The organism is Paenibacillus sp. Negev47, assembly GCF_058313655.1.
In genome coordinates this window covers 65,888-92,734 of the sequence record NZ_CM177754.1, presented here as the reverse complement: position 1 = coordinate 92,734, position 26,847 = coordinate 65,888, and the positions used below count along the sequence as shown (strand labels likewise).

At 48.6% G+C, this 26,847-nt stretch carries 21 protein-coding genes and 3 rRNA genes; 1 reads left to right on the top strand and 23 read right to left on the bottom strand.

Annotated elements, in window-relative coordinates:
* Positions 1-212: 212 nt before the first annotated feature.
* From guaB to AC4G47_RS00405, 5 genes are all read right to left on the bottom strand, one after another.
* Positions 213-1,670: an IMP dehydrogenase gene (gene guaB, locus AC4G47_RS00425; RefSeq protein WP_491104300.1), complete on the bottom strand. Its 1,458-nt coding sequence runs from the start codon at positions 1,668-1,670 to the stop codon at positions 213-215.
* Positions 1,671-2,038: 368 nt separating this feature from the next.
* Positions 2,039-2,155, bottom strand: a 5S ribosomal RNA gene (gene rrf, locus AC4G47_RS00420).
* An 80-nt stretch (positions 2,156-2,235) separates the two neighbouring features.
* Positions 2,236-5,163, bottom strand: a 23S ribosomal RNA gene (locus AC4G47_RS00415).
* 309 nt (positions 5,164-5,472) lie between these two features.
* Positions 5,473-7,025 (bottom strand): 16S ribosomal RNA (locus AC4G47_RS00410).
* Together the 16S, 23S and 5S rRNA genes form the textbook arrangement of a ribosomal RNA operon.
* A gap of 486 nt (positions 7,026-7,511) precedes the next feature.
* A complete protein-coding gene (locus tag AC4G47_RS00405; protein ID WP_491104299.1) occupies positions 7,512-8,063 on the bottom strand; it encodes a hypothetical protein in 552 nt (183 codons plus the stop codon).
* An 87-nt stretch (positions 8,064-8,150) separates the two neighbouring features.
* Between AC4G47_RS00405 and AC4G47_RS00400 the strand changes: the two genes are divergently transcribed.
* On the top strand, positions 8,151-8,741 hold the full coding sequence (locus AC4G47_RS00400; protein ID WP_458124831.1) for a TetR/AcrR family transcriptional regulator: 591 nt from the start codon (positions 8,151-8,153) through the stop codon (positions 8,739-8,741).
* A gap of 85 nt (positions 8,742-8,826) precedes the next feature.
* On the opposite strand, the gene AC4G47_RS00395 is transcribed toward AC4G47_RS00400, so the two are convergent.
* The 18 genes from AC4G47_RS00395 to nadA form a co-directional block, all read right to left on the bottom strand.
* Positions 8,827-10,164, bottom strand: coding sequence for a TrkH family potassium uptake protein (locus AC4G47_RS00395; RefSeq protein ID WP_491104298.1), 1,338 nt, complete (start codon positions 10,162-10,164; stop codon positions 8,827-8,829).
* A 139-nt stretch (positions 10,165-10,303) separates the two neighbouring features.
* The gene (gene lysS, locus AC4G47_RS00390; RefSeq protein WP_491104297.1) at positions 10,304-11,815 is read right to left on the bottom strand and encodes a lysine--tRNA ligase; all 1,512 of its coding nucleotides are present in this window, start codon (positions 11,813-11,815) and stop codon (positions 10,304-10,306) included.
* A gap of 116 nt (positions 11,816-11,931) precedes the next feature.
* The gene (gene greA, locus AC4G47_RS00385; RefSeq protein ID WP_145326549.1) at positions 11,932-12,411 is read right to left on the bottom strand and encodes a transcription elongation factor GreA; all 480 of its coding nucleotides are present in this window, start codon (positions 12,409-12,411) and stop codon (positions 11,932-11,934) included.
* A gap of 250 nt (positions 12,412-12,661) precedes the next feature.
* Positions 12,662-13,681: a tRNA dihydrouridine synthase DusB gene (gene dusB, locus AC4G47_RS00380; protein WP_491106612.1), complete on the bottom strand. Its 1,020-nt coding sequence runs from the start codon at positions 13,679-13,681 to the stop codon at positions 12,662-12,664.
* A 93-nt stretch (positions 13,682-13,774) separates the two neighbouring features.
* Complete coding sequence (locus AC4G47_RS00375) at positions 13,775-13,969, bottom strand: helix-turn-helix domain-containing protein (RefSeq protein WP_440131322.1); 195 nt, start codon at positions 13,967-13,969, stop codon at positions 13,775-13,777.
* Positions 13,930-14,478, bottom strand: a complete 549-nt coding sequence (gene folK, locus AC4G47_RS00370; RefSeq protein ID WP_491104295.1) for a 2-amino-4-hydroxy-6-hydroxymethyldihydropteridine diphosphokinase — start codon at positions 14,476-14,478, stop codon at positions 13,930-13,932. The genes AC4G47_RS00375 and folK overlap by 40 nt, the downstream gene beginning before the upstream one ends.
* A gap of 9 nt (positions 14,479-14,487) precedes the next feature.
* Positions 14,488-14,850: a dihydroneopterin aldolase gene (gene folB, locus AC4G47_RS00365; RefSeq protein WP_491104293.1), complete on the bottom strand. Its 363-nt coding sequence runs from the start codon at positions 14,848-14,850 to the stop codon at positions 14,488-14,490.
* A gap of 114 nt (positions 14,851-14,964) precedes the next feature.
* Positions 14,965-15,828, bottom strand: a complete 864-nt coding sequence (gene folP / locus AC4G47_RS00360; protein WP_491104292.1) for a dihydropteroate synthase — start codon at positions 15,826-15,828, stop codon at positions 14,965-14,967.
* Positions 15,825-16,709: an aminotransferase class IV gene (locus AC4G47_RS00355; RefSeq protein WP_491104291.1), complete on the bottom strand. Its 885-nt coding sequence runs from the start codon at positions 16,707-16,709 to the stop codon at positions 15,825-15,827. Before AC4G47_RS00355 ends, folP begins: the two co-directional genes overlap by 4 nt.
* Position 16,710: 1 nt before the next feature.
* Positions 16,711-17,286, bottom strand: coding sequence for an aminodeoxychorismate/anthranilate synthase component II (pabA, locus tag AC4G47_RS00350; RefSeq protein ID WP_491104290.1), 576 nt, complete (start codon positions 17,284-17,286; stop codon positions 16,711-16,713).
* A gap of 56 nt (positions 17,287-17,342) precedes the next feature.
* On the bottom strand, positions 17,343-18,956 hold the full coding sequence (locus AC4G47_RS00345) for an anthranilate synthase component I family protein (protein WP_491104288.1): 1,614 nt from the start codon (positions 18,954-18,956) through the stop codon (positions 17,343-17,345).
* 140 nt (positions 18,957-19,096) lie between these two features.
* Entirely contained in the window at positions 19,097-20,035 is a 939-nt protein-coding gene (cysK, locus tag AC4G47_RS00340; protein ID WP_145326541.1) for a cysteine synthase A, read from the bottom strand.
* A 349-nt stretch (positions 20,036-20,384) separates the two neighbouring features.
* A complete protein-coding gene (locus AC4G47_RS00335; protein WP_491104287.1) occupies positions 20,385-21,335 on the bottom strand; it encodes a peptidylprolyl isomerase in 951 nt (316 codons plus the stop codon).
* 23 nt (positions 21,336-21,358) lie between these two features.
* Positions 21,359-22,279 (bottom strand): Hsp33 family molecular chaperone HslO, encoded by a 921-nt coding sequence (hslO, locus tag AC4G47_RS00330; protein ID WP_458124821.1) that lies wholly within the window; start codon positions 22,277-22,279, stop codon positions 21,359-21,361.
* A gap of 73 nt (positions 22,280-22,352) precedes the next feature.
* Positions 22,353-23,123 carry a type III pantothenate kinase gene (locus AC4G47_RS00325; protein WP_482072009.1) on the bottom strand — a complete coding sequence of 257 codons (771 nt, stop codon included), beginning with the start codon at positions 23,121-23,123 and terminating at the stop codon, positions 22,353-22,355.
* Positions 23,124-23,129: 6 nt separating this feature from the next.
* Positions 23,130-23,996, bottom strand: coding sequence for a carboxylating nicotinate-nucleotide diphosphorylase (gene nadC, locus AC4G47_RS00320; protein ID WP_458124819.1), 867 nt, complete (start codon positions 23,994-23,996; stop codon positions 23,130-23,132).
* Positions 23,993-25,618 carry an L-aspartate oxidase gene (gene nadB / locus AC4G47_RS00315; RefSeq protein ID WP_491104285.1) on the bottom strand — a complete coding sequence of 542 codons (1,626 nt, stop codon included), beginning with the start codon at positions 25,616-25,618 and terminating at the stop codon, positions 23,993-23,995. Before nadB ends, nadC begins: the two co-directional genes overlap by 4 nt.
* Positions 25,619-25,653: 35 nt before the next feature.
* Positions 25,654-26,592 (bottom strand): quinolinate synthase NadA, encoded by a 939-nt coding sequence (gene nadA, locus AC4G47_RS00310; protein ID WP_091039121.1) that lies wholly within the window; start codon positions 26,590-26,592, stop codon positions 25,654-25,656.
* Positions 26,593-26,847: the final 255 nt, after the last annotated feature.

Genomic DNA, 26,847 nt, shown 5'->3' with positions numbered 1-26,847 from the left:
CGCGCTTCTGTTTAGCTGCCAGTCTTTTCTGGCATTCCATTTGCTATTCAAAACCATATTCATAGACTCACGTCAAATAGCCGCCGCAACGCCTTAATCCAATCCTTGGATCGTCACCGCTTGTTCTATTCTATCACAGGGGTATCTGCAAAAAAAGACAGACCCGGTGAAAATCACCGAGCCTGTCCTGGAAATGATTAACTCTCTTCCGATTACAACGAGTAGTTAGGTGCTTCTTTGGTAATCTGTACATCATGGGGATGACTTTCGCGGAGTCCCGCACCTGTAATTCGGATAAAGCCCGTATCGTTACGAAGCTGCTCCAAGTTGCTTGTACCACAGTATCCCATACCCGAACGCAGACCACCAATCAGTTGGTGGATCGTATCCGACAATGGTCCTTTGTAAGCAACACGGCCTTCGATTCCTTCCGGAACCAGTTTCTTGTCATCATCTTGGAAGTAACGATCTTTACTACCTTGTTTCATTGCAGCCATTGAACCCATGCCGCGATATACTTTGTAGCTACGCCCTTGGAAGATCTCAGTTTCCCCCGGGCTTTCCGCTGTGCCGGCAAACAAACTTCCCAGCATAACTGCGTGTGCTCCTGCAGCCAGTGCCTTCGTAATTTCACCAGAATATTTAATGCCGCCATCCGCGATAATCGGAACTCCATATTCACGTGCCACTGTTGCACAATCATACACTGCAGTTACTTGAGGTACACCAATACCAGCGATAACACGTGTTGTACAAATCGACCCTGGACCAATACCCACTTTGACCACTGAAGCTCCTGCTTCGATCAGGTCACGAGTTGCTGCGCCAGTAGCGACGTTACCTGCAACGATGGTCAGGCTAGGGAAACGTTCACGAAGCTGACGTACAGCTTCGATGATATTGATATGGTGTCCATGAGCCGAGTCTACCGTAATCAAGTCAACACCAGCCTGTACCAAAGCATCGGCACGTTCAAATGTATCTTTGGAGATACCAATCGCTGCACCAACCAACAAACGGCCTTGAGCATCTTTGGCTGCATGAGGGAATTGAATGGCTTTTTCAATATCTTTAATGGTGATAAGACCTTTCAACGTGTTCGTCTCATCAACTAATGGAAGTTTTTCAATCTTGTGCTTCTGAAGGATACCCTCAGCTTCTTGTAGTGTAGTGCCTACAGGAGCTGTAACCAGATTCTCACGAGTCATGACTTCACTAATTTTGATGCCGTAATCATGGATAAAACGCAAATCACGGTTCGTCAAAATACCAACCAGCTTCTGATCTCCTTCAATAATAGGTACACCGGAGATCCGATATTTCGCCATTACTGCTTCCGCATCAGATACCAAGTGATCTGCTGTCAATGAGAACGGGTTTGTAATTACGCCACTCTCCGAACGTTTAACTCGATCTACTTCTTCTGCCTGTTGTTCAACCGACATATTTTTATGGATAACACCGATGCCGCCTTCACGCGCAATGGCAATAGCCAGTGTCGCTTCAGTTACCGTATCCATACCTGCACTGATCAAAGGTATGTTTAACTTTACACTGTCGCTCAAACGAATAGATACATCTACTTCTTTAGGCAGTGTCTCGGATTTCCGTGGCACTAGCAATACATCATCAAAGGTGAGGCCTTCCTTACCAAATTTATCTTCCCACACGCAAGTGTTCCTCCTTATGTTTGCTCAGCTTTACGGTCCAAAACCCGAAGATTCCAGGCTGTATTTCACGCCGAAAATACGTTTTCTGAAAAATTTATTATTGCCATCTTAGCAAAGCGATATTTAGACTGTCAAGGAAAAGTACTTGGTTATATCAGGTGTATTGCCTGATGAACACAACTGTTTTTCTAGTGCGGACAAGTGTAAATATTACGACAAAAAAACGTCAATTCGTATCGAATAACGTTACCTTTATACATACTAGTGTGCTGATAAATTACCATATTCAATCTGTATTTTAATCCCATACTGCATAGTATAACTATATAATAAAAACCACCACCGAATAACATCGGCAGTGGTTCTTTGCTTGGCGGCGTCCTACTCTCCCAGGACCCTGCGGTCCAAGTACCATCGGCGCTAGAGGGCTTAACGGTCGTGTTCGGGATGGGTACGTGTGGAACCCCTCCGCCATCGCCACCAAACGCATAGCTTAGCTTACATTTCAGAGATCGTTCTCTGAAAACTAGATTCGAAACGAAACATGCGAATTCAAACTTGCAAATTGGATAAGCCCTCGACCGATTAGTACTGGTCAGCTCCATGCATTGCTGCACTTCCACCCCCAGCCTATCTACCTCGTCGTCTTCAAGGGGTCTTACATACTGGGAAATCTCATCTTGAGGGGGGCTTCACGCTTAGATGCTTTCAGCGTTTATCCCTTCCGTACATAGCTACCCAGCGGTGCTCCTGGCGGAACAACTGGTACACCAGCGGTACGTCCATCCCGGTCCTCTCGTACTAAGGACAGCTCCTCTCAAATTTCCTACGCCCACGACAGATAGGGACCGAACTGTCTCACGACGTTCTGAACCCAGCTCGCGTACCGCTTTAATGGGCGAACAGCCCAACCCTTGGGACCTACTTCAGCCCCAGGATGCGATGAGCCGACATCGAGGTGCCAAACCTCCCCGTCGATGTGGACTCTTGGGGGAGATAAGCCTGTTATCCCCAGGGTAGCTTTTATCCGTTGAGCGATGGCCCTTCCATGCGGTACCACCGGATCACTAAGCCCGACTTTCGTCCCTGCTCGACTTGTAGGTCTCGCAGTCAAGCTCCCTTATGCCTTTGCACTCTTCGAATGATTTCCAACCATTCTGAGGGAACCTTTGGGCGCCTCCGTTACTCTTTAGGAGGCGACCGCCCCAGTCAAACTGCCCACCTGACACTGTCCCCGCACCGGATTACGGTACCAGGTTAGAACCTAGATACGATCAGGGTGGTATCCCAACGTTGCCTCCACGCAAGCTGGCGCTCACGTTTCAAAGGCTCCCACCTATCCTGTACAGATCGTACCCAAATTCAATATCAAGCTGCAGTAAAGCTCCATGGGGTCTTTCCGTCTTGTCGCGGGTAACCTGCATCTTCACAGGTATTAAAATTTCACCGGATCTCTCGTTGAGACAGCGCCCAAGTCGTTACGCCATTCGTGCGGGTCAGAATTTACCTGACAAGGAATTTCGCTACCTTAGGACCGTTATAGTTACGGCCGCCGTTTACTGGGGCTTCGGTTCACAGCTTCGGGATTACTCCCTAACCACTCCCCTTAACCTTCCAGCACCGGGCAGGCGTCAGCCCGTATACTTCGCCTTACGGCTTCGCACAGACCTGTGTTTTTGCTAAACAGTCGCTTGGGCCTTTTCACTGCGGCCCCCTCGTGCTATTCACACTACCGGGGCACCCCTTCTCCCGAAGTTACGGGGTCATTTTGCCGAGTTCCTTAACGAGAGTTCTTCCGCGCGCCTTAGAATACTCTTCTCGCCTACCTGTGTCGGTTTGCGGTACGGGCACCATCACCTGGCTAGAGGCTTTTCTTGGCAGTGTGAGATCATGACCTTCGCTACTGTAATTTTCACTCCCCATCACAGCTCAGCCTTACGATGTGCGGATTTGCCTACACATCAGCCTTACTGCTTAGACGGACATCCATCAGTCCGCGTCACTACCCTACTGCGTCCCCCCATTGCTCATAACGGCTTACGGTGGTACAGGAATTTCGACCTGTTGTCCTTCGACTACGCCTTTCGGCCTCGCCTTAGGTCCCGACTTACCCTGAGCGGACGAACCTTCCTCAGGAACCCTTAGGCTTTCGGCGGATCAGATTCTCACTGATCTTTTCGTTACTCATACCGGCATTCTCACTTGTATAATGTCCAGCGCTCCTTACGGTACACCTTCAACCCTTATACAACGCTCCCCTACCCCTGATGCAAAGCATCAAGCCATAGCTTCGGTGGTGTGTTTAGCCCCGTTACATTTTCGGCGCAGAGTCACTCGACCAGTGAGCTATTACGCACTCTTTAAATGATGGCTGCTTCTAAGCCAACATCCTGGTTGTCTGTGCAACTCCACATCCTTTCCCACTTAACACACACTTGGGGACCTTAGCTGATGGTCTGGGCTGTTTCCCTTTTGACAATGGATCTTAGCACTCACTGTCTGACTCCCGGAAGTAAGTCTATGGCATTCGGAGTTTGACTGAGCTTGGTAACCCTTGCGGGCCCCGCACCCAATCAGTGCTCTACCTCCACGACTCTGTTTTCCGAGGCTAGCCCTAAAGCTATTTCGGGGAGAACCAGCTATCTCCGAGTTCGATTGGAATTTCTCCGCTACCCCCACCTCATCCCCGCATTTTTCAACATGCGTGGGTTCGGGCCTCCAGTGCGTGTTACCGCACCTTCACCCTGGACAGGGGTAGATCACCCGGTTTCGGGTCTACGTCCACGTACTATGTCGCCCTATTCAGACTCGCTTTCGCTGCGGCTCCGGCTCTTCACCTTAACCTTGCACGGGAACGTAACTCGCCGGTTCATTCTACAAAAGGCACGCCATCACCCCTAAAACGGGCTCTGACTTTTTGTAAGCACACGGTTTCAGGTTCTATTTCACTCCCCTTCCGGGGTGCTTTTCACCTTTCCCTCACGGTACTGCTTCACTATCGGTCGCTAGGAAGTATTTAGCCTTGGCAGATGGTCCTGCCGGATTCATACGGGGTTTCACGTGCCCCGCACTACTCGGGATCCGTCTCGGAGGGAACAGACTTTCAATTACAGGGCTTTTACCTTCTTTGGCGGGCCTTTCCAGACCTCTTCGCTTAACCGGTTCCTTTGTAACTCCATGTGAGACGTCCCACAACCCCAAAGAGCAAGCTCTCTGGTTTGGGCTTCTCCGCGTTCGCTCGCCGCTACTGACGGAATCACTATTGTTTTCTCTTCCTCAGGGTACTTAGATGTTTCAGTTCCCCTGGTATGCCTCTACACAACCTATGTATTCAGTTGTGAGTAACTGGAAATTACCCCAGCTGGGTTTCCCCATTCGGACACCCCCGGATCAAAGCTTGCTTACAGCTCCCCGAGGCAGTTTCGTTGTTCGCCACGTCCTTCATCGGCTCCTAGCGCCTAGGCATCCTCCGTGTGCTCTTAGTAGCTTAACCATATTGCTCCGGTTTTGACTGCTCGCTTCCCTTGTTTTGCTTGCGCAAAGCCAAAAGTCACTCCCATTCAATACCATCGCAAAAGCAATTAACTACCGTTTTTATTGAAACTTGTTTACACAAGTTCAGCTAAAAAGGAATGTTCTAATTCGCATTTACTTTCGTTTCGATATCTAGTTTTCAAAGAACAAGCTCCATGCAAAAGCAAGCTGTTTGAGAGTTTGAGCTCTCAAAACTGAGCAACGAGTGAGTGTTTTGCAGCTAAGCTGCGTATTTGAATGTTTCCACGCGGGAAACGATTCTCCATAGAAAGGAGGTGATCCAGCCGCACCTTCCGATACGGCTACCTTGTTACGACTTCACCCCAATCATCTATCCCACCTTCGGCGGCTGGCTCCTTGCGGTTACCCCACCGACTTCGGGTGTTATAAACTCTCGTGGTGTGACGGGCGGTGTGTACAAGACCCGGGAACGTATTCACCGCGGCATGCTGATCCGCGATTACTAGCAATTCCGACTTCATGCAGGCGAGTTGCAGCCTGCAATCCGAACTGAGACCGGCTTTGTTGGGATTGGCTCCATCTCGCGATTTCGCAGCCCGTTGTACCGGCCATTGTAGTACGTGTGTAGCCCAGGTCATAAGGGGCATGATGATTTGACGTCATCCCCACCTTCCTCCGGTTTGTCACCGGCAGTCTATCTAGAGTGCCCACCCGAAGTGCTGGCAACTAAATATAAGGGTTGCGCTCGTTGCGGGACTTAACCCAACATCTCACGACACGAGCTGACGACAACCATGCACCACCTGTCTCCTCTGTCCCGAAGGAAAGATACATCTCTGTACCGATCAGAGGGATGTCAAGACCTGGTAAGGTTCTTCGCGTTGCTTCGAATTAAACCACATACTCCACTGCTTGTGCGGGTCCCCGTCAATTCCTTTGAGTTTCAGTCTTGCGACCGTACTCCCCAGGCGGAGTGCTTAATGTGTTAACTTCGGCACCAAGGGTATCGAAACCCCTAACACCTAGCACTCATCGTTTACGGCGTGGACTACCAGGGTATCTAATCCTGTTTGCTCCCCACGCTTTCGCGCCTCAGCGTCAGTTACAGCCCAGAGAGTCGCCTTCGCCACTGGTGTTCCTCCACATATCTACGCATTTCACCGCTACACGTGGAATTCCACTCTCCTCTTCTGCACTCAAGTCACCCAGTTTCCAGTGCGATCCGGGGTTGAGCCCCGGGATTAAACACCAGACTTAAATGACCGCCTGCGCGCGCTTTACGCCCAATAATTCCGGACAACGCTTGCCCCCTACGTATTACCGCGGCTGCTGGCACGTAGTTAGCCGGGGCTTTCTTCTCAGGTACCGTCACCTTGAGAGCAGTTACTCTCCCAAGCGTTCTTCCCTGGCAACAGAGCTTTACGATCCGAAAACCTTCATCACTCACGCGGCATTGCTCCGTCAGGCTTTCGCCCATTGCGGAAGATTCCCTACTGCTGCCTCCCGTAGGAGTCTGGGCCGTGTCTCAGTCCCAGTGTGGCCGATCACCCTCTCAGGTCGGCTACGCATCGTCGCCTTGGTGAGCCGTTACCTCACCAACTAGCTAATGCGCCGCAGGCCCATCCCCAAGTGACAGATTGCTCCGTCTTTCCAGTTTCCTTCAGGCGAAGAAAACAACTATTCGGTATTAGCTACCGTTTCCGGTAGTTGTCCCAAACTTGAGGGCAGGTTGCCTACGTGTTACTCACCCGTCCGCCGCTAAGTATCAAGGAAGCAAGCTTCCTATCAACTCCGCTCGACTTGCATGTATTAGGCATGCCGCCAGCGTTCGTCCTGAGCCAGGATCAAACTCTCCAATAAGGGATGAATTTCAGCAGCGCGGTTAAACGCTTTGAAAATCATCTCAAGTATTTGAAAAGAGCGATAAGCTCATTTTGAATCTGACGAGATTAAAAATCTCATTTGTGCTCCAGTCGATTCAAGCCAAGGCTTGTCTCAAACTTTCGCGTTCATTCTGCAAGCAGAATGTTTACTCACTCGTTGTTCAGTTTTCAAAGATCAAACTTATTTCGTTACCGAGTGTTGTTCTCCTCAGCAACTTTTATATCTTATCAAATCCGAACCAACTTAGCAAGCTCTTTTTTTAAGTTTCTTTCGAAGCTTATTTCATTCGCTTGCCGCACCGTGTTAACCATGTTTTCTTGGCCGGAATTAGAATATACCATGTACAGATTTACAATGCAAGTCTTTTTTTGAACCTATATTAACAATCGGTTTGATCTAATCCGGACGTACATACGGTATTTTCCCAACTTAGCAAGTTCGTATGCACGTCCACCTAGCTTTTTATTGTTTAACATTCCCGACTGGAACTTTTCGTGGCCATAAACTATAGCTAAAGCTTATTAGAAAATCGATACCAAGTATGATTCCCCATACTTTAATCAGATTAATGAAGACAGCTGTGCGTTCAGCATCACCAATCCACCATATCATGGCGAAGAGAAATGCGCTGCCTATGGCCCAAGCCAATAGATGTCTAAACCATCCACTACGCTCACGACTCGCATGTTCTCTACCATATAACTTGTTGCTCCGAGGATTCTCTCCACCCTTGAACCAATATAGGAAATATCGATCCGCCCAAGCGATCATCTGATGGCCATAAGCAATGCTTACTCCTATATACACCGCAGCAATACCATGAATCATGCTTGCTGTAGCTCCGCGCTGAAGATCCATAACTGTAGCTACCAGCAATAACAGATCCACAACCGGCGTCGCCATCAATAAACTGATACCTAACCGCTTCATGCCAAGAAGATACCTGACACTCAGACCCGCGAACACAAACACCCAAAAGGCAATCTCACAACCTATAATGAAATAACCAATCATCTCAGCCCCTCCTTTTTATGATACATTTGTATTAAATATAATTTAGCACGTTTGTATTATAATAATCAACAGTGATATAATACGCCTATGCCTAAAATTGTTGATCACGATAAACAGCGTGTGCTCGTAGCCGAGGCGGCATGGCGTATTATACGAAGAGATGGCATGGAACAAGCCTCTGTTCGGAATATCGCTGAAGAAGCTGGAATTTCGGTCGGTTCGATGCGTCACTACTTTTCTACTCAATCGGAACTACTACTATATGCCATGAACCTGGTATCTGAACGGGTGTCCCATCGAATCCAACAAATGTCCTTCACCGGCTCTCCCATGGACAATATGAAACGCCTATTGCTCGAATTCTTACCAAACACGGAAGAAAAACTGGCCGAAATGGAGGTGTGGTACGCTTTTACAGCCAGATCGAAAACCGATCCTACCCTCAAAGAACTTGCTAATACCGTGTATGATGAACTTAGACAAGCTGTAGGTTCTGTTATCACCTACCTGATGAAGCTCGATCTCTCCAGACCTGATCTGGACAAAGAACTGGAGATCGAGAGATTGTATGCACTGGTGGATGGCTTAGGCATACATACCGTGCTTAGACCGGATCAGATGAATGGCAAGCTCATGGACGATGTTCTCACTTTGCATCTTGCTTCCTTGTGCCGCTAAACAAAAAAAACCGCAGTACATTCGTTGTGACTAATGCCCGTTACGATAACAGGAGTTAGTTCTGAATGTCTGACGGTTTTTCTTTTTATCCGATAATAATCCGGCCCTCCGGATGACGATACAGTTTCTTCTCTTTGCGCGGACGTAGGGCATACGCGATAGTTAATGGCCCAATCCGACCTACAAACATGGTAAAGGTAATAATGATTTTTCCCCAATTGGTCAATTCATGAGTGACTCCCACGGAAAGCCCCACGGTACCAATTGCCGATGCAGCTTCAAACATCAGTGAAAGGAATGGCGCATCCTCTGTCGTAAGTAGGAGCATCACCACGATCATGAATATGATCAGAGAAACCATGATAATGGTCAATGCTCTCATAAGAAGCTCCTTCGGAACACGTTGGCGGAAAAAGACGATATCCTTATTCCCCCGAATCATGGCATACACTGCTCCGATCATAATCAGGAATGTAGTCGTCTTGATTCCGCCCCCGGTCGATCCCGGGGAAGCCCCGATAAACATCAGCAGAATGAAGAAGAATTGGGTAGCCTGCCTCATCTCCGTGATATCGATTGTACTTGTTCCGGAAGAACGTGTAGAGACAGACTGGAAGAAGGATGCATAGATCTTCTCGGTCCAGGTGAGTGAAGCCAGCGTATGTCCATTTGTGAATTCGAAAACAAACAGCACGATCGCTCCTATACCGATCAGCGCTCCAGACACAGACAGCACCAGTTTGGACTGCAGGGATAGACGGCGGCGTTTGCGATACTCGAACAGATCATTCAATACAACAAACCCAAGTCCACCAGAGACAACGAGCACAGAAGCGGTCACGTTGAATATCCAGTCTCCGGTGTAATATTGGAAGCTGTTGCCGAAAAGATCAAATCCGCCATTATTAAACAGGGAAACGGAATGAAATATTCCATAGTATACAGCTTGACCAAACGGCATCTCCGTTGCCCAGCGTAGCGCCAGTATGACAGCAGCCACCCCTTCAATGGTAAAGGAGAAAATCAACACTTTGCGGATAATGCGTACAATCCCCTCCATACTGTCTGCATTAATGGCTTCTTTGAGCAATAGCCTGTCCTTGAGCGAGATTCGTTTACCCAATACTAGCGCAAAGAGAGTAGCCATAGTCATGAAGCCGAGTCCACCGAGCTGCATTAACACCATAATGACGATCTGACCAAACAAATTAAACGTCGTGCCTACATCCACAACGACCAATCCAGTCACACATGCCGCAGAGGTTGATGTAAAGAGAGCATCAATAAACGCCAAATGCTCACCGCTTTGGTTAGAGATCGGCAACATGAGAAGCATTGTTCCAATCGCAATAATAAGCAGAAAACCGCCGACCAGGATTAATGGAGGAGATATGAACTTGGCAAAGTGAAGCCTGAACTTCATGAAGGGCACCTCTTTTAACAAAATACGAACAGGTTAAACTTAATAAATCCGCCTATGTAAACCTAAAGAGGAACTTGCCCCAGCATGATACTGAACGGCAGGTTCCTCTTCTATTATGAACGTATCCTACGTTCCTTATTTAATCTTGCGTACGAGGGCGCATGTGCGGGAAGAGCAGTACGTCACGAATCGACGGAGAATTGGTCAGCAGCATGATCAGGCGATCAACTCCGATTCCCAGTCCACCTGTCGGTGGCATACCATATTCGAGTGCACGGATGAAGTCGTCATCCATCTCATGAGCCTCGTCGTTCCCATGCTCTTTCTCCAGCATCTGTGCTTCAAAGCGCTGACGCTGATCGATTGGATCATTCAGCTCTGTGAACGCATTCGCATGCTCGCGTCCAACGATGAACAACTCGAAACGATCCGTGAAGCGCGGGTCTACATCGTTTTTCTTCGCCAGAGGTGAAATCTCAAGAGGGTGTCCCGTAATGAAAGTCGGTTGAATCAACGTCTCTTCCACAAACTCTTCAAAGAACGCGTTCAAAATATGACCGAATGTCATATGTTTTTCAACCGGAACTTTATGTTCCTTCGCTAAGCTATGTGCTTCCTCATCCGTCATGTGTACGGAGAAGTCTACGCCCACAACTTCCTTAACTGCATCCACCATCGTAACACGACGCCACTGTGGCGTAAGATCTACTTCATAATCTCCATACTGGATCACTTGCGTACCCAGTACTTCCTGTGCAATATGAGCAACCAGGTTCTCCGTCAATTGCATAATATCCTTGTAGTCGGCATATGCCTCATACAATTCAATCATCGTGAACTCCGGATTATGACGTGTAGACATACCTTCGTTCCGATATACACGACCGATCTCGTATACCTTCTCCAGTCCGCCTACAATTAGACGTTTCAGGTGAAGTTCAATCGCAATCCGCATGTACAGTTCCATATCCAGCGCATTATGATGCGTGATGAATGGACGTGCTGCGGCTCCTCCTGCAATGGTATGCAACGTAGGTGTTTCCACTTCCAGATATCCAAGGGAATCCAGATAACGGCGCATCGATTGAATGATTTTGGAACGTGCGATAAAGGTCTGTTGAACGTCCGGGCTCATGATCAGGTCAACATAACGCTGGCGGTAGCGCAGCTCTACGTCGGTGAGACCATGGAATTTATCCGGAAGCGGATAGAGCGATTTGGACAGCACTTCAAGATCTTTAACTTTGACAGAAGTTTCACCTGTTTTGGTCTTGAAGATCACACCAGTTACCCCAACGATATCGCCAAGGTCCAGTAGGCTGAATGCCGCATACTTGTCTTCAGGCACGCTATCCTGACGAACATAGATCTGGATTCTGCCGCTCAGGTCCTGAATATGTGCAAAGCTTGCTTTACCCATTCCCCGCTTCGCCATAATCCGTCCGGCAATACTGACTTCGATGTGCTTCTCTTCCAGCTCTTCCTTGGTCAGTTCTTCATACTTCTTCAGAATGGAGCCGGCTTCTTCGGTACGTACGTATTTTTGGCCAAAAGGGTCGATTCCCAATTTGCGGAGCTCGTCCAATTTGTCACGGCGAATTTGTAAAAGCTCGCTAAGTTCGGTTTCCTGATTCAAGACTTCATCCGTCATGATCTGTATTCATCTCCTTATTTACATTGCAGGCATCGCGAGAGGACGCTCTTCCTCAAATGTTGAAAAAGCTTCCCTAAGGAAGCTTTTGTTTACCGTGCCCAACTGCTTCGTTGCTATAGCTTTTTAATGTCTACAATTTTATATTGAATTACGCCAGCAGGCACACTTACATCAACAACAGTACCTGTTTTCTTGCCCAGAATGGCTCTACCTACAGGGCTCTCATTCGAAATTTTGTTCTGAAGCGGATTCGACTCCGCAGTACCTACAATGGTATATTCCGTGATGTCTCCGAATTCCAAATCTTCTACAGTAACGGTTGCCCCGACGCTTACAACATCAGTATCGATCTCATCGCTGTTGATAATCCGCGCGTTACGAAGCAATTTCTCCAACGTGATTACACGTCCTTCAATGAAAGCTTGCTCATTCTTCGCGTCTTCGTATTCAGAGTTTTCACTGATATCTCCATACCCGATGGCTACCTTAATCCGTTCAGCAACTTCGCGGCGCTTCACTGATTTCAATGTTTCCAATTCTTCTTCCAGCTTCTTGAGTCCTTCTGGTGTAAGGATAACTTCCTTGTCGCTCATCTCAACCGATTCTCCTGTCGTGGGAATAATTTGATTGTACGGCAACGGAATCAGTGCTTATTACAGAGCTCCGCCCGCATACATCTTCAAAACTATATGAAGTTCTCCAGAGAAATAGAATATTCCTCCTGATGCTATAGCCTTATTAACGCACATGGCGAATTTATACTGAGAAATTATAGGGGAACGATCTCGAAAAGTCAATGTTACGCCCCCTATAGCTGTAAACGTTTTACAGATGCGTTTATGATTAAGATGCATTTCCGGCGATTACCGGTTCTGACTCCAAATTACCTTCGCTTTTCAGCTGACCCACAAAGTTCTCCAGAATCTGTACCATCTCATCGCGCTTGGTACCTTCCATAATAACGTCCTTGATGCGAGCAGATCCTTTCAAGCCTTTCAAATACCAAGCCAGATGTTTACGCATCTCGCGTACGGCAACCGTCTCGTTCTTCAGTGCGATCAGGCGATCCATATGCAGGATGGCAACACGGATCTTCTCTTCCCCATTCGGGTCAGGAAGCAATTCACCTGTGCTTAAGTATTGAATGGTACGATACAGCATCCATGGATTACCCAGGGCGGCACGACCAATCATAACTCCGTCACAACCCGTTTCATCCAGCATACGGCGTGCATCCTCTGGTGTATGGACATCACCATTGCCGATCACTGGAATAGAGACAGCTTCTTTTACATCTTTGATGTGTGACCAGTCAGCTGTGCCTGTGTAAAGTTGCTCACGCGTACGGCCGTGTACACTTACCGCCTGTCCACCAGCACGTTCAACCGCGAGCGCATTCTCAACTGCGAAGATATGCTCGTTATCCCAGCCGATACGCATCTTGACCGTCACCGGCTTCTCAACCGCATCCACTACAGCGGATACCATCTCATAGATTTTGTTCGGATCAAGCAACCAACGCGCACCCGCATCACATTTCGTCACTTTTGGCACAGGGCACCCCATGTTGATGTCGATGATGTCTGCATTGGTTTCTTGGTCCACGATTTTGGCTGCTTCTACGAGGGAATCACGATCTCCTCCAAAAATCTGAAGGCTTAACGGTTTCTCACGCTCATCTACAAACAGCATCTCACGTGTGCGCTGGTTGCCATGGACGATCGCTTTGCCACTCACCATCTCAGCGCATACGAGACCTGTTCCGAATTCTTTTGCGATCAAACGAAAAGCCGGATTACATACGCCAGCCATCGGCGCAAGTACGACCTGGTTTTTCATTTCAATGCCACCAATTTTAAGCACAGTAGTCATTCCACTCCTTTTTAATTCTGTATAAATCAACGATTAAAGATCGATTAGTGTCTTTGTTGTTGTAAATGACGAAAACGAAACGTCCTACCTGCCCTGTAACTCCTCGATACTGATTGCCAATACTCCAGCAATTCGATCCAGCTCTTGCTGTGATACCTTACGGTTTCCCCGCTCGATGGTTCCCAGAATGGCCAGCGAGATACCTGTCTCGGCAGCAAGTTCATGTTGTGTTAAACCTTTCAGCTTCCGGAATGCCCGGATTCGATTGGCCAATTGCATGTTTTCCAAAGCTGTATTCCATCCTTTCCATCCAGTACAGACAACGATGAGTGTACATAGGTATACAAACCTGACTCCTCACCCGGCGGTACGATATCCGACAGTGGAACCAGCACAAAGGCCCGTTCACCCATGCGGGGATGAGGCAATTGAAGCAGTTCGGTATCTCGCGTCTCACCGTGCATCCAGAGCAGATCCAGATCAACGGTGCGCGGTCCCCAGCGAATATCACGAACACGTCCGAGTCGGTCCTCGATACCCAATAGTTCCGTGAGCAACTGCTCCGGTGTCAGCATCGCCTGTACGGCGACTGCCATATTCAGAAACGCAGGCTGATCTACATATCCTACAGGTTCCGTCTCATATAGCGCAGAGCAGCGCAGAACGGATATATGGGGGTGCTCATCCAGCAAAGACAATGCCTCAAGCAACGTCTGTTCGCGGTCACCCAAATTAGCCCCTAAAGCAATATAAGCCTCTGAAGATTCAGAGGTCGAATGTGCAATCATGATCGGTTCTCACTTTCTTGTGCGGCGAAGCTCTACCGTTACGCCCTCAAAATGTACATCGAATGGCGGATGTGGCTTCGTCACCTTGACTGTCAATGCATTGATAATAGTATAAGTGTCTAGTAAAGAAGATGCAATATGTTCGCCCAAAGCTTCAATTAACTGGAATGATTTATGCTCAACAATCTGTTTAACCAGTTCATGGATCTCCGCATAGTTGATCGTTTTGGTCAGATCATCGTTACGTCCAGCCTCGCTCAGGTCCATATCGATCTCCAGATCAATATAGTACCGCTGCCCAAGCTTCCGTTCTTCTGCAAAAACGCCATGATATCCATAATACTCCATACGATGCAACACCATTCTATCCATACGTCCGCCTGCCCTCTATATATATTGAAATAGTTCTCTATTTGAAGATATCTTTTGCTTTACCTTTGAAAAACGTTGCACTTCTACTGGACGGGTCAATCAGACCCGCCAGTATTATTTCCTCCGGAGACCTGGAGAAGTGTATAACATGGCATCACACATGTCTGCCGTCCGCCGAATCGACTTCACATCATGAACCCGAACCATTTGGCAGCCTTGGGCAATGCCAAACGCAACGGTCGCAGCTGTGCCTTCCAGCGCATCATCCGCACCGACATCCAGGGTGTTCTGGATGAATCTTTTGCGTGAAGTAGCTAGCAGGACAGGATAGCCCATCTCATTGAGCAAACCGAGCGATGACATGAGCTTCAGATTTTCTGCCAGATCCTTCACAAAACCAATACCCGGGTCCAGGATAATCTGATCTGCCTTCACGCCAGCTTCCAGCGCAATCTGTATGCTCTCCTGCACATCGCTAACGACATCACTTAGATAATCGGTATAATTGCGATCCTGCCGATTATGCATCAGAACAATGGGACACTCCAGTTCTGCTGCTGTGCGAGCCATATCCGGGTCGGCCTTTGCACCCCACACATCATTAATGATATGGGCACCGGCCAGAATGGCCTGACGCGCAACATCCGCCTTGTACGTATCTACGGATATTGGAATATGCGGGGCTTGCTGATGCAATGCTTCAATAACAGGAATAATCCGGCTAAGCTCTTCATCGGCGTTGACAACCTCTGATCCGGGTCGGGTAGACTCCCCACCGATATCAATCAGGTCAGCCCCGTCTTCCATCATCTGCTTGGCATGGGCAACCGCCCGCTCCACGTTGGTATAACGTCCTCCATCCGAGAACGAATCAGGCGTGACGTTGAGAATGCCCATAATCTGTGTTCTTGCACCCAGCTTCAACTCCGCTGGCCCCCATGCATATTTCCGTTCATAGATGATCGGTGAGAGTGTCATGAAGTATACCCCGCTTTCTGCCGGTACATACCCAGAAGGACTGCTGTAACTGGGCCTATATGTCCGTTGCTTATTGTCGTTTCTGCTCCGCCCTGATCCCGCAGAGTCGTAACCGGAACCAATTCTGCAACCGAGCCTGTTAGAAATATCTCCTCTGCTTGAAGGAGGTCCTCCCACGTAGCTAGCGTTTCGATGCAGGCGAATTCTTGCTGCGAGGCAATCTCCATTACCACAGCTCTAGTGATGCCCGGCAGAATACCGGTTGAGAGCGCTGGCGTGTAGAGTACTTTTTCCCGTATCCAAAATACATTGCTGACGATCCCTTCCGCTATATAACCATCCCGGGTTAGTTGTAACCCTTCTGCACCCTGCACATGCTGCCCGTACCCATTCAGCTCCCGTTTCGCCAGAATGCTGTTCATGTAATGCAGTGACTTGAACCGCACTTTTCCTTCGGGCGTGTTACGAGGTGTAGACAGACGTTGGAGCATTTTGCCGCTCTTATATAAAGAGGGAGAGAGTTCAGGTAATGCTTTCGCCAGTAGGATATGATTGGGCTTCGTATAATCGCCAGAAGGTAGTCCTAGCGCCGCTTCGCCCGCTGATACCGTGTAACGCACGTAGGCATCCTGAAGTCCACCCGCATGCATGAGACGTTGAATCCAATCCGTCACTTCTGCCGCGCTCGTTGTAAAAGGAATGCCCAATTCCTCACACCCTGAAGCCATCCGCTCCAAATGCCGTTCCAGCAAATAAGGGGTGCCCTGATACGTTCGAAACGTCTCAAACAATCCAAGTCCGTACAAAAAGCCGTGATCCGTTACAGGAACCACGGCCGCCGCCATATTGACCAACTCTCCGTTTATCGCGGCATATTGCATGTTATACCTTCACTTGTTGGGACAAGAAGTTGCGAAGCATCTGATGTCCGTGGTCTGTAATAATGGATTCCGGGTGGAACTGAACACCTTCAATCGCATATTCTTTGTGGCGCAGACCCATAATCTCACCTTCAGCTGTCTCCGCTGTAATCTCCAGGCAGTCAGGCAAGCTGCTGCGCTCCACAATCAGGGAGTGATAACGGGTAGCTGTGAATGGAGATGGCAATCCGGCAAATACCGATGTTCCATTGTGGTGCATCTCGGAAGTTTTGCCGTGCATCATGCGTTCCGCACGCATGACATTGCCGCCAAACGCTTGTCCAATGGACTGATGACCCAGACACACACCAAAGATCGGGATGCTTCCTTTGAAGTGATCGATGACTGCCAAGCTAATGCCTGCTTCATTTGGTGTACACGGGCCCGGAGAGATCAGAATATGATCAGGTGCCAGCGCCTCTATGCCTGCCAGATCAATCTCATCGTTGCGGCGAACTTCCACCGTCTCACCCAGTTCACCCAGATATTGAACCAGGTTGTACGTGAAGGAATCGTAATTATCGATAACCAGTATCATATGCCTGCTCCTCCTCATCTTCCGTCAACGCAAGTGACGGTTTCTTCATTTTTAATTTAGTTTATTTTAACAGCTTCCGTTCGTTCCGCTTGTTCTTGTTCGACAGCTCTGTCCGCTTCCGCTTCCTCGCTGTAGTTCACAGCTCTCATCATCGCTCTTGCTTTGTTACGGCATTCCTTGTATTCCCGATATGGATCGGAATCAATGACAATCCCTGCACCGGCCTGTACATAGCCAATGCCATCCTTGATGGCAAGCGTACGAATGACAATGTTCAATTCCATATTCCCACTGTAATCCATCCAACCGATGGAACCCGTATAAGGTCCACGCCGAACAGGCTCAAGCTCCTCAATAATCTCCATGGTGCGGACTTTGGGCGCTCCTGTAATCGTCCCACCCGGGAATGTCGCAGCGATCACATCAAATACCGATAACCCTTTTGCCAGCCTGCCTTCCACTTGGGAAACGAGATGCATGACATGGGAATACTTCTCGATGGTCATTAATTCAGGCACATGAACCGAACCGTAGGCTGCAATCCGTCCGATATCGTTACGTTCAAGATCGACGAGCATAATATGCTCCGCCCGTTCTTTCTCACTGCCCAGCAGTTCATCCGCCATAGCCTTATCCTCTGCTTCGTCACGGCCCCTTCTTCGGGTCCCTGCGATGGGACGTGCACTGACCTTGCCATTCTCCACTTTCACCAGTAGTTCGGGAGATCCGCTTACCAGTTGAAAATCGGGACTGCGCAGCATCCCCATATACGGTGATGGATTCACCAGGCGCAGCCATTCATAAATATGCTCAGCGCTCGAATGAAGCCGCTTTTCCTGTCTCAAGGACAGATTCACCTGGAACACATCACCCTGCCTGATATATTCCTGCACCGTGCGTACAGCTTGTTCAAAGTCCTTCTGGGGAAAGGATGTCTCCCATCCTTCGGATTCTCTTTCCGCATCTTCAGGCTGCGGGGTGCGATTGACCCGCTTATTGCGACGTTCCAGTGCCTGCTGCTGTTCCTCCGCCTGTGCGAATCCCATAATATGAAGCCAACGTTGCTGCATCGCTGTCGCTCGTGCTTCTGCCGCTGCATATAGGCTACGGATATCGGTTTCGTTCCGGTTAGGCTCTATAGCCAGATGAACCATGCAGAAAAGCGCCTGCTGCTCATGGTCGTACGCCCATATTTCTTCAAAGCGCATCCACCAATAATCCGGTAGAGACGGATTATCTTCAGCCAAGGCTGGAAGCTTCTCCAACGATCTCGCTACATCGTAGCTGAGATAACCTGCGTATCCACCTCCAAAGTCAGGAGCTCCAGTAACCTTGGGTGCGCTGTAAGGGTCTGTCCATCTCTTCAATACGTCAAGCGGCTTGCCGCTGTCTGTCGAAGTGGTTCCTTGCGTCACATGATGAATAACCGCTTCTTGACCTTTACCCGAAATAACGGATACGGGGTCTAGTCCCAGAAATGTATATCTCCCGCCTTTGCCATTCTCCAGCACAATTGCATATGGTGACGCCTGCTGCCAGGCTGCCTCCCACGATAACGGTAAACCGCCATGATACGGTCCCTCATCCGACTTGGTGATATAGGGCATCATGGTCCAGCCTTGTCCAGCCCACTCCAGCCAGTCGGCGTATGTAGTCATCAGGTGTGTCATTGCGGTGTGCCGCCCTCCATCTGTCGCTAGTTCTATTGTCTGATAGTATACTAAAGCGCCGCCCCTTTTAAAAGCATTACGCCAAAAATCCTCCATACCCGTCATGCGGGCAAGGAGGATTAATTTTGACATTCGTAGGCTTAGGCTTCGAAGTTGTAAAGCGGTGTACTGAGGTAACGTTCACCGTTACTTGGCACGATTACAACAACACGTTTGCCTGCTCCCAGCTGTTTTGCAACCTGAAGACCTGCGCGGATCGCTGCACCGGAAGAGATCCCGGACAGAATGCCCTCTTCCTTCGCTACCTGACGAGCAGTCTCAAATGCATCATCATTCTCAATGTGAATGATCTCATCATAGATTTCCTGATCCAGAATCTCAGGGATAAAGTTGGCGCCAATTCCCTGAATCTTATGAGGGCCTGGTTTGCCACCCGCCAGAATTGGCGAAGCTGCTGGCTCAACTGCAACAATTTTAACGCCAGGGAAAGCTTCTTTCAGCACTTCGCCTGTACCTGTGATTGTCCCGCCTGTACCAATTCCTGCAACGAAAGCATCCAACGTACCGCCCACGGATTGAATCGCGTCAACAATCTCAGGGCCAGTCGTTTCACGGTGGATCTTCACGTTGGCTTTATTTTTAAATTGCTCTGCCATGAAATAGGATGGGTTTTCCTTCAGCAATTCTTCGGCTTTCTTAACAGCACCATTCATACCTTCGGCTCCCGGTGTAAGCACAAGCTCAGCACCATACGCACGAAGCAAGTTACGACGCTCCAAGCTCATCGTCTCAGGCATTACAATAACAGACTTGTAGCCTTTGGCTGCAGCCACCATCGCGAGTCCAATTCCCGTGTTACCACTTGTTGCTTCGATAATGGTATCACCTGGTTTCAGCTTGCCTTCTTTTTCCGCTTCTTCCACAATACTAATTGCGATACGGTCTTTCACGCTTGAACCTGGATTCTGGTACTCCAGCTTCACGAGTATTTCAGCACTGCCTTCAGGTACAATACGATTCAGACGAACAAGCGGAGTACCTCCGATGAGTTCTGTTACGTTATTAACTACTTTAGCCATATGAATGCCCTCCTTAGTGGGATGAGTAATACTTAAGTCCTGTTACTTTATACTGTGCGGCCGATAGCCTCTGGATGTTATAGAAGAACTGCGGAAATCCTGTTATATCCTATCCCTTACTGCTAAGATTTCTAGACAGGGCGGAGGTTTCCGAAAGTTTCTTTGTTCATAAGTAAATCTTTTATATCCGAGTAAACGAGTAGGTATTTGATTATTTTCATCTTATCAACGTTAACCCTTATTGTCAATATGAGTACTCAAAAAAAATACTCTGCCTTAAGCCCTAGGACCGCAGACAGAGTACTTTTATCAAGATGCAGCAGTACGAGACAATCCTTGCGAATGGAATTCAGGAGGCAGGAATCTCGGACAGGATCACGGCTTCATACTTGTTACGCAGCATTTGCTCCACCTGCGGTAACGGATCAGCCTGACTCAGAGCCAGCTGCATTCGAATCTCCTCATGAACTTCTTCAGCCGACTGCACTTGGCGTTCTTCTATATCATTGAGTCTGATAATCGCATAGCCTTCCTCTACTTGAACTGGACCGGCAATATCGTCAACATCCAGTTCCGCAGCGAGTTGAAGAATTTCTTCAGGCTGGAATGGATCATTCCGCTCAATCCATCCCAGCCTCCCACCAGCTTCACGAGAGAAGCTGTCTGTCGATAGCCTGCGAGCAGCTTCTTCAAAGTCTTCACCATTTTCCAACGCATCCAGTAAGGAATTCGCTTCCTCTTCTTCCTCTACTACGATGATGGACAAATCATATTTCTCAGGAGAAATGTAATCCTCACGGTGTTCGGTCCAGTAATGCTCAATATCTGCATCTTTGATCTGTATGCCGATCGTGGCGATTTTCTCAAGCAGCAGCCTGTATCCGGCTTCCAACTCAAGCTCCTGTTTTGACAGACCTAATTGGGACTTCATTTCATCAAAATACGAATTTTCTGAATCGTACCCCTCCATCGCGGCAGCCAGTTCCCTTGCGATCTCTTGGGGGGTGACGATCAGCTTGCGTTCAATTGCTTCGGCATATACAGCTTTACGATTCAGCATCTGGAGTAACAACTCACTGCCGTAACGTTTTTTCAGCGCGTCGGTCCACTCCTTGTCCGTGATGACTTCTCCGTTGATTGTCGCTACGGTGCTTCCTTCTTCCGTATTGGCATCATGGGATGCATCTGTCTCGTCTTTACCCTGTCTGAGACCATGCATGGCCATCACTGTACCCATGACCAGCATGCCCAGTGTCAAGACAATTACGGCCGTCCACAACCCTTTTTCCTGTCTTGTCATTCCGCATCCCGTCCCCGCATAGATCAGTTCTTGGCTTGCTCTAGGATGGTCTCAAGTTGTTCTTTGTTAAATTCGTAAGCTTCATTACAGAATTGGCAAACCACTTCAGCTCGGCCCTCTTCTTCAATTAATTGCTCCATCTCCGTTTGGCCCAGGCTGATCAGCGTCTTCTCTACCCGCTCACGTGAACACTCACAGCTGAATTGAATATCCAATCCTTCCATTACCTGTACATCTGGCAGTAGCCGGCGAAGCAACTCTTCCAGTTCAAGCCCCTGATCCAGCAACGTTGTCACTGGCGGCAACGCGCCAATGGCATTTTCGATCGCCGTGATCTCTTGATCTGTCAAACCCGGCAACAGTTGCATAATGAATCCACCTGCGACAATAACGGAATTATCCGTATCGACGAGTACACCTACCCCTACAGCAGAAGGTGTCTGCTCCGATTGGGCAAAATAGTACGTAAAGTCTTCGCCAAGTTCTCCTGAAATAATGGGCACACTGCCACGGTATGGCTCTTTCAGTCCCAAATCCTTGGTTATGTTAATGAAGCCTTCGGTTCCAACCGCGCCTGCAACATCCAGTTTGCCCATACTATTGCTTGGCAGATGTACGTGTGGATTAGAAACATACCCCCGAACCTCGCCTTTGGCATTGGCATCGGCTACGATCTGTCCAATTGGACCATCCCCATTGACTTGTATCGTTAGCTTTTCATCACCTTTGAGCATCGCACCCATAATAGCTGCTGTTGTAACCGTACGCCCCATGGCAGCTGTAGCCGTGGGAAACGTATCGTGTCTTCTGCGTAGTTCCTCAACCAGTTCCGTAGTCTGGACAGCAAAGGCCCTTACCTTTCCATTCATTGCTGTACCACGAATTAACCGGTCATGCTTGTTGTTGTTTTCCAAGTCATTCAGCCTCCTTTGGCGTATCGCCATTATAGTCGTAACACAGAAAAAACGGCACAACACTTAAGCTGTAATCTCAGCCCGCTGTATGCCGTCTCTAAGCTCACCTTTCCCGGTTCCGCTCATATATAATACGCAGCCCTTCAAGCGTAAGAAGCGGATCAACTTCCTCTATACTACGGGTTTCTTCTGCAATCAGTGTAGCGAGACCACCCGTTGCAATAACTCTGGGCCTGGCTCCCATTTCTTCGCGAATACGCTCTACAATACCATCTACCTGCCCTGCATAGCCAAATATAATGCCCGCTTGCATCGCATGAATAGTATTACGACCAATCACCTTCTTGGGTTTCTCCAGTTCAATACGAGGTAACTTGGATGCCCGCTCATAGAGCGCTTCGGTGGCAATGTGAATGCCAGGTACAATAGCTCCCCCCAGGTAATGACCTTTCTCGTCAATACAGTCAAAGGTCGTTGCAGTACCGAAATCGACCACGACGAGAGGGCCGCCATACTTCTCAACGGCTGCTACTGCATTAACAATGCGATCTGCACCCACTTCACGCGGATTTTCGTATCGCAGGTTCAGGCCGGTTTTGATACCAGGCCCAACAAGTAGCGGTTTTTTGCCTACATATTTTTCACACATCGCTTCGATTACATTCACCAGTGGCGGAACCACAGATGAGATGATTACACCTTCGATGTCGCTTGCCCTGATGCCGGACATATGAAATAAATTATAAATCAATACGCCGTATTCATCCACTGTTGACTGACGTGATGTACTCAGACGAAAGTGGTGCAGCAACTCCCGGCCTTGATATACGCCGAGCACCATATTGCTGTTCCCCACGTCTACAACTAAAATCAAAGAGGTTCACCCCTCTTTCTTTTCATTTAAATCCAGGCTGATATCCAGGCTCTCAAAAGAATAGGTTAACCTGCCAACCGAAATTACATCCACACCGCTCTCTGCAATACCACGAATGGTCTTGAGGGAGACGTTACCTGATGCTTCTATCTTCACATGTGGAGCCTGCTCACGAATGAGTTCTACTGCTTCACGCATCCGATCTGGATGCATGTTATCCAGCATAATGATATCTGCCCTGGCTTGCAAGGCTTCTCTCACCTGCTCCAGATTTTCAGTCTCCACTTCAATCGTCATCGTGTGTGGAATAACTGTTCGTGCACGTTGCACTGCTTCGGTAATTCCGCCTGCACCCTTGATGTGGTTATCCTTAATCATAACAGCATCGTACAGTCCAAACCGATGATTCGCTCCTCCACCTATACGTACCGCATACTTCTCAAGTAACCGGTGACCCGGCGTTGTTTTGCGTGTATCCACCAACCTTGTTTCCAGGCCATCCAGTACATCCACATAGGCACGCGTGCGAGTAGCAATTCCCGACATACGTTGCAGCAAATTGAGTGCCAGTCGTTCACCTGTAAGCAGTGAATGTGTACTTCCCTCTACCTCGGCTAGAGTCGTGCCATGCGTAACCTTGTCTCCGTCTATTACCTTAGGCGTAAATACAAGTTCGGGATCGACTACCTGAAATACGAGTTCGGCTACGGTCATTCCTGCTATAATGCCATTATCCTTGGCATGTATAATGGCCTTGGATTGATTGCCTGCTGGAATCGTCACACTCGTTGTAACGTCACCTGCACCGACATCTTCACGAAGCCAGTTTCTGATTGATTCGATAAGCCCATCATTATATCCATTTCGTATCATGACATCAATTCCTCCACAATCGCTTGTTCTCGCTGCTGCAGACTATGCTTCTGCCATACGACATCATCACGTGCCGGGAAATCCTCACGATAGTGAGCCCCCCGACTCTCCTCGCGGTGCAATGCTCCGCTGGTAACTAACCAGGCACAGGTCAGAAGGTTGGCGTACTCTAACTCTTCCTTATGGGTGAGTGTCTGATCAAAAAACTGCAATTCCTGGTGCAGCTTGTCCATGGCCTTCTGCAGATTCTCACCATTCCGGCGCAAGCCTACCTGACGAACCATCATTTTCTGTAGTCGTAAGCGTCTTTCGGATATCGGCCTTTGCTCTTTGCTCATCTTCTTACTCATGTCCACAGAAGAAGACGTATCCCCTCTTAATGAACCAAGCGGAGGAAGAGATTGAATGCGATCTACAATTCTCTGGCCAAATACAATTGCTTCAGACAAAGAGTTGCTTGCCAGACGGTTAGCTCCATGCACTCCTGTGGACGATACCTCTCCACAAGCAAATAACCGGGGGATGCTGCTCTCTCCACTTAGATCCGTTTTCACTCCGCCCATCATGTAATGGGCAGCAGGTGCAACGGGAATCCAATCCGTTGTCATATCTAATCCATAACGCATACAAGTCTCATATATGGTAGGGAACCGATGCTTGATCATCTCTGGCTGTTCATGCGTAATATCCAGGTACACAAAGGTGCTGTTGGTAGACTCCATCTCACTAACAATCGCTCGTGCCACAATATCGCGTGGTGCCAGTTCAAGCTGGGCATGATATCGATCCATGAAGCGTTCACCCTTCACATTGCGCAAAAATGCTCCCTCACCGCGCACGGCTTCTGACACAAGGAAACGTGGGGCCCCCGGGTAACAAAGAGAGGTAGGGTGAAATTGAATAAATTCCATGTCACGAACGATAGCCCCAGCCCGATAGGCCATTGCTACACCATCGGCAGTAGCTACATCCGGATTTGTCGTATATCGGTACAGTTGTCCTGCCCCACCAGAGCAGAGAACAGTTGCCTGTGCCTTCACGAAAACTTGCGATCCATCGTCCTTCTGAATCAGAGCGCCGATGCATTCCCCTCGATCTCGATCCGTAATCAGATCAATCACAAAATGCTCATCCCATACTTCAATTCCGGGATGTTCATTCACTTCGACGGCAAGCGCACGTACAATCTCATATCCCGTTGCATCCCCGTTGGCATGCAAAATACGGCGGTGGCTGTGCGCACCTTCCTGCGTCAACGCCAACTCGCCGTTCTCCAGGTCAAACAACGTACCTAAACGAATCAGTTCCTTCACACCGTCCGGCCCCTCATTCACCAATACCTCTACCGCCTCGGAGCGGCATAAGCCCGCTCCTGCAACAAGTGTGTCCTGCAAGTGGTAAGCAGGTGAGTCATCTTCAGCAATAACCGCAGCGATGCCTCCCTGCGCATACCGGGTGTTACTTTCAAGTAATGACTTCTTCGTGATCATTAATACACGTTGTTGTTCACTTGCTTTAATAGCGGTAAACAAACCAGCAATCCCTGAGCCTATAACCAGTACATCCGTTTCTACCGTGGGTAGCGCAGATAGATCAAAATCAACTAAATATTGCGGTATCATGTTATTCACCTGTCTTGGAGCAAGAGTAGCGCATCCTACTTCACCAATAACATACGCTCTAATGATTCTCTGGCTTTGTCGGCAACGGCCGGTGGCACATAGATCTGCGGCTTCATCGTTTCCAGGCATTTAACCAGTTTCTTCAAGTTGTTGACCTTCATGTTAGGACATACGAGGAATTTGGTAGCAAAATGAAACTGTTTATCCGGACTATCCAAGCGAAGTTGATATCCTGTACCATCTTCCGTACCTACGATAAATTCCTTCGCTGATGAATTTTTGCAATACTCCAAGATGGCTGTTGTACTGCCTACAAAATCACCCATCTCTACAACCTCGGGACGGCACTCTGGATGGACAACAAACTCTGCATTCGGATGCTTGGCTCTCATCTCCACTACATCTTTGACTGTGAGCATGTCGTGAGTGTTGCAGTAGCCTTCCCAGATAATCATTTTCTTGTCAGTATGCTGCTGGACGTAATGCCCCAAGTTTTTATCCGGTACCCAGATAATTTCGTCGGAATCTACCGATTGAATAACCCGAACTGCATTCGCCGATGTACAACAGATATCGGTCTCTGCCTTGATCTCAGCCGAGGAGTTGATATAAGTGACAACCTTGGCATTAGGGTGTTGTGCCTTCAATTTGCGAAGTCCATCCACATTCACCATATCTGCCATTGGGCAACCCGCACGTTCGTCCGGGATAATAACTGTTTTGTTCGGCGCCAGAATTTTAGCGCTTTCACCCATAAAGTGAACACCACAGAAAACGATCACATCTGCATCGGTCTGTGCTGCCTTCTGGGCTAATAGAAACGAATCTCCACGGAAGTCAGCAACCTCCTGTACCTCGTCACGTTGATAATAATGGGCAAGAATAATGGCATTACGTTCCTTCTTCAATTCCATCAGCCGCGCACGCAGTTCGCGGTTCATCTCAGCCTTGCGCTCTAAAGCCAGAGCTTCCACCTGTGATCCTCTCCTTTATCGGGACAGCGTCATGCGCTGTTTCGTAGGGCCAACCTAGTCGTTATCTTCGCTTGAGAAACGAATCACAAGCGGTTTAACAACTAATTTACACAACGTTCATGACTCTGTCAATAAATGAAAAAGGCCCAGAACAACGCCGTAACCACCCGTTTGCTAACTGGTTCGCCATCTAACTCCCGTTTATCTTTATCTATCCTCTTTTAAAATAATGGACAAAAAAAGAGAGCCCGAGGG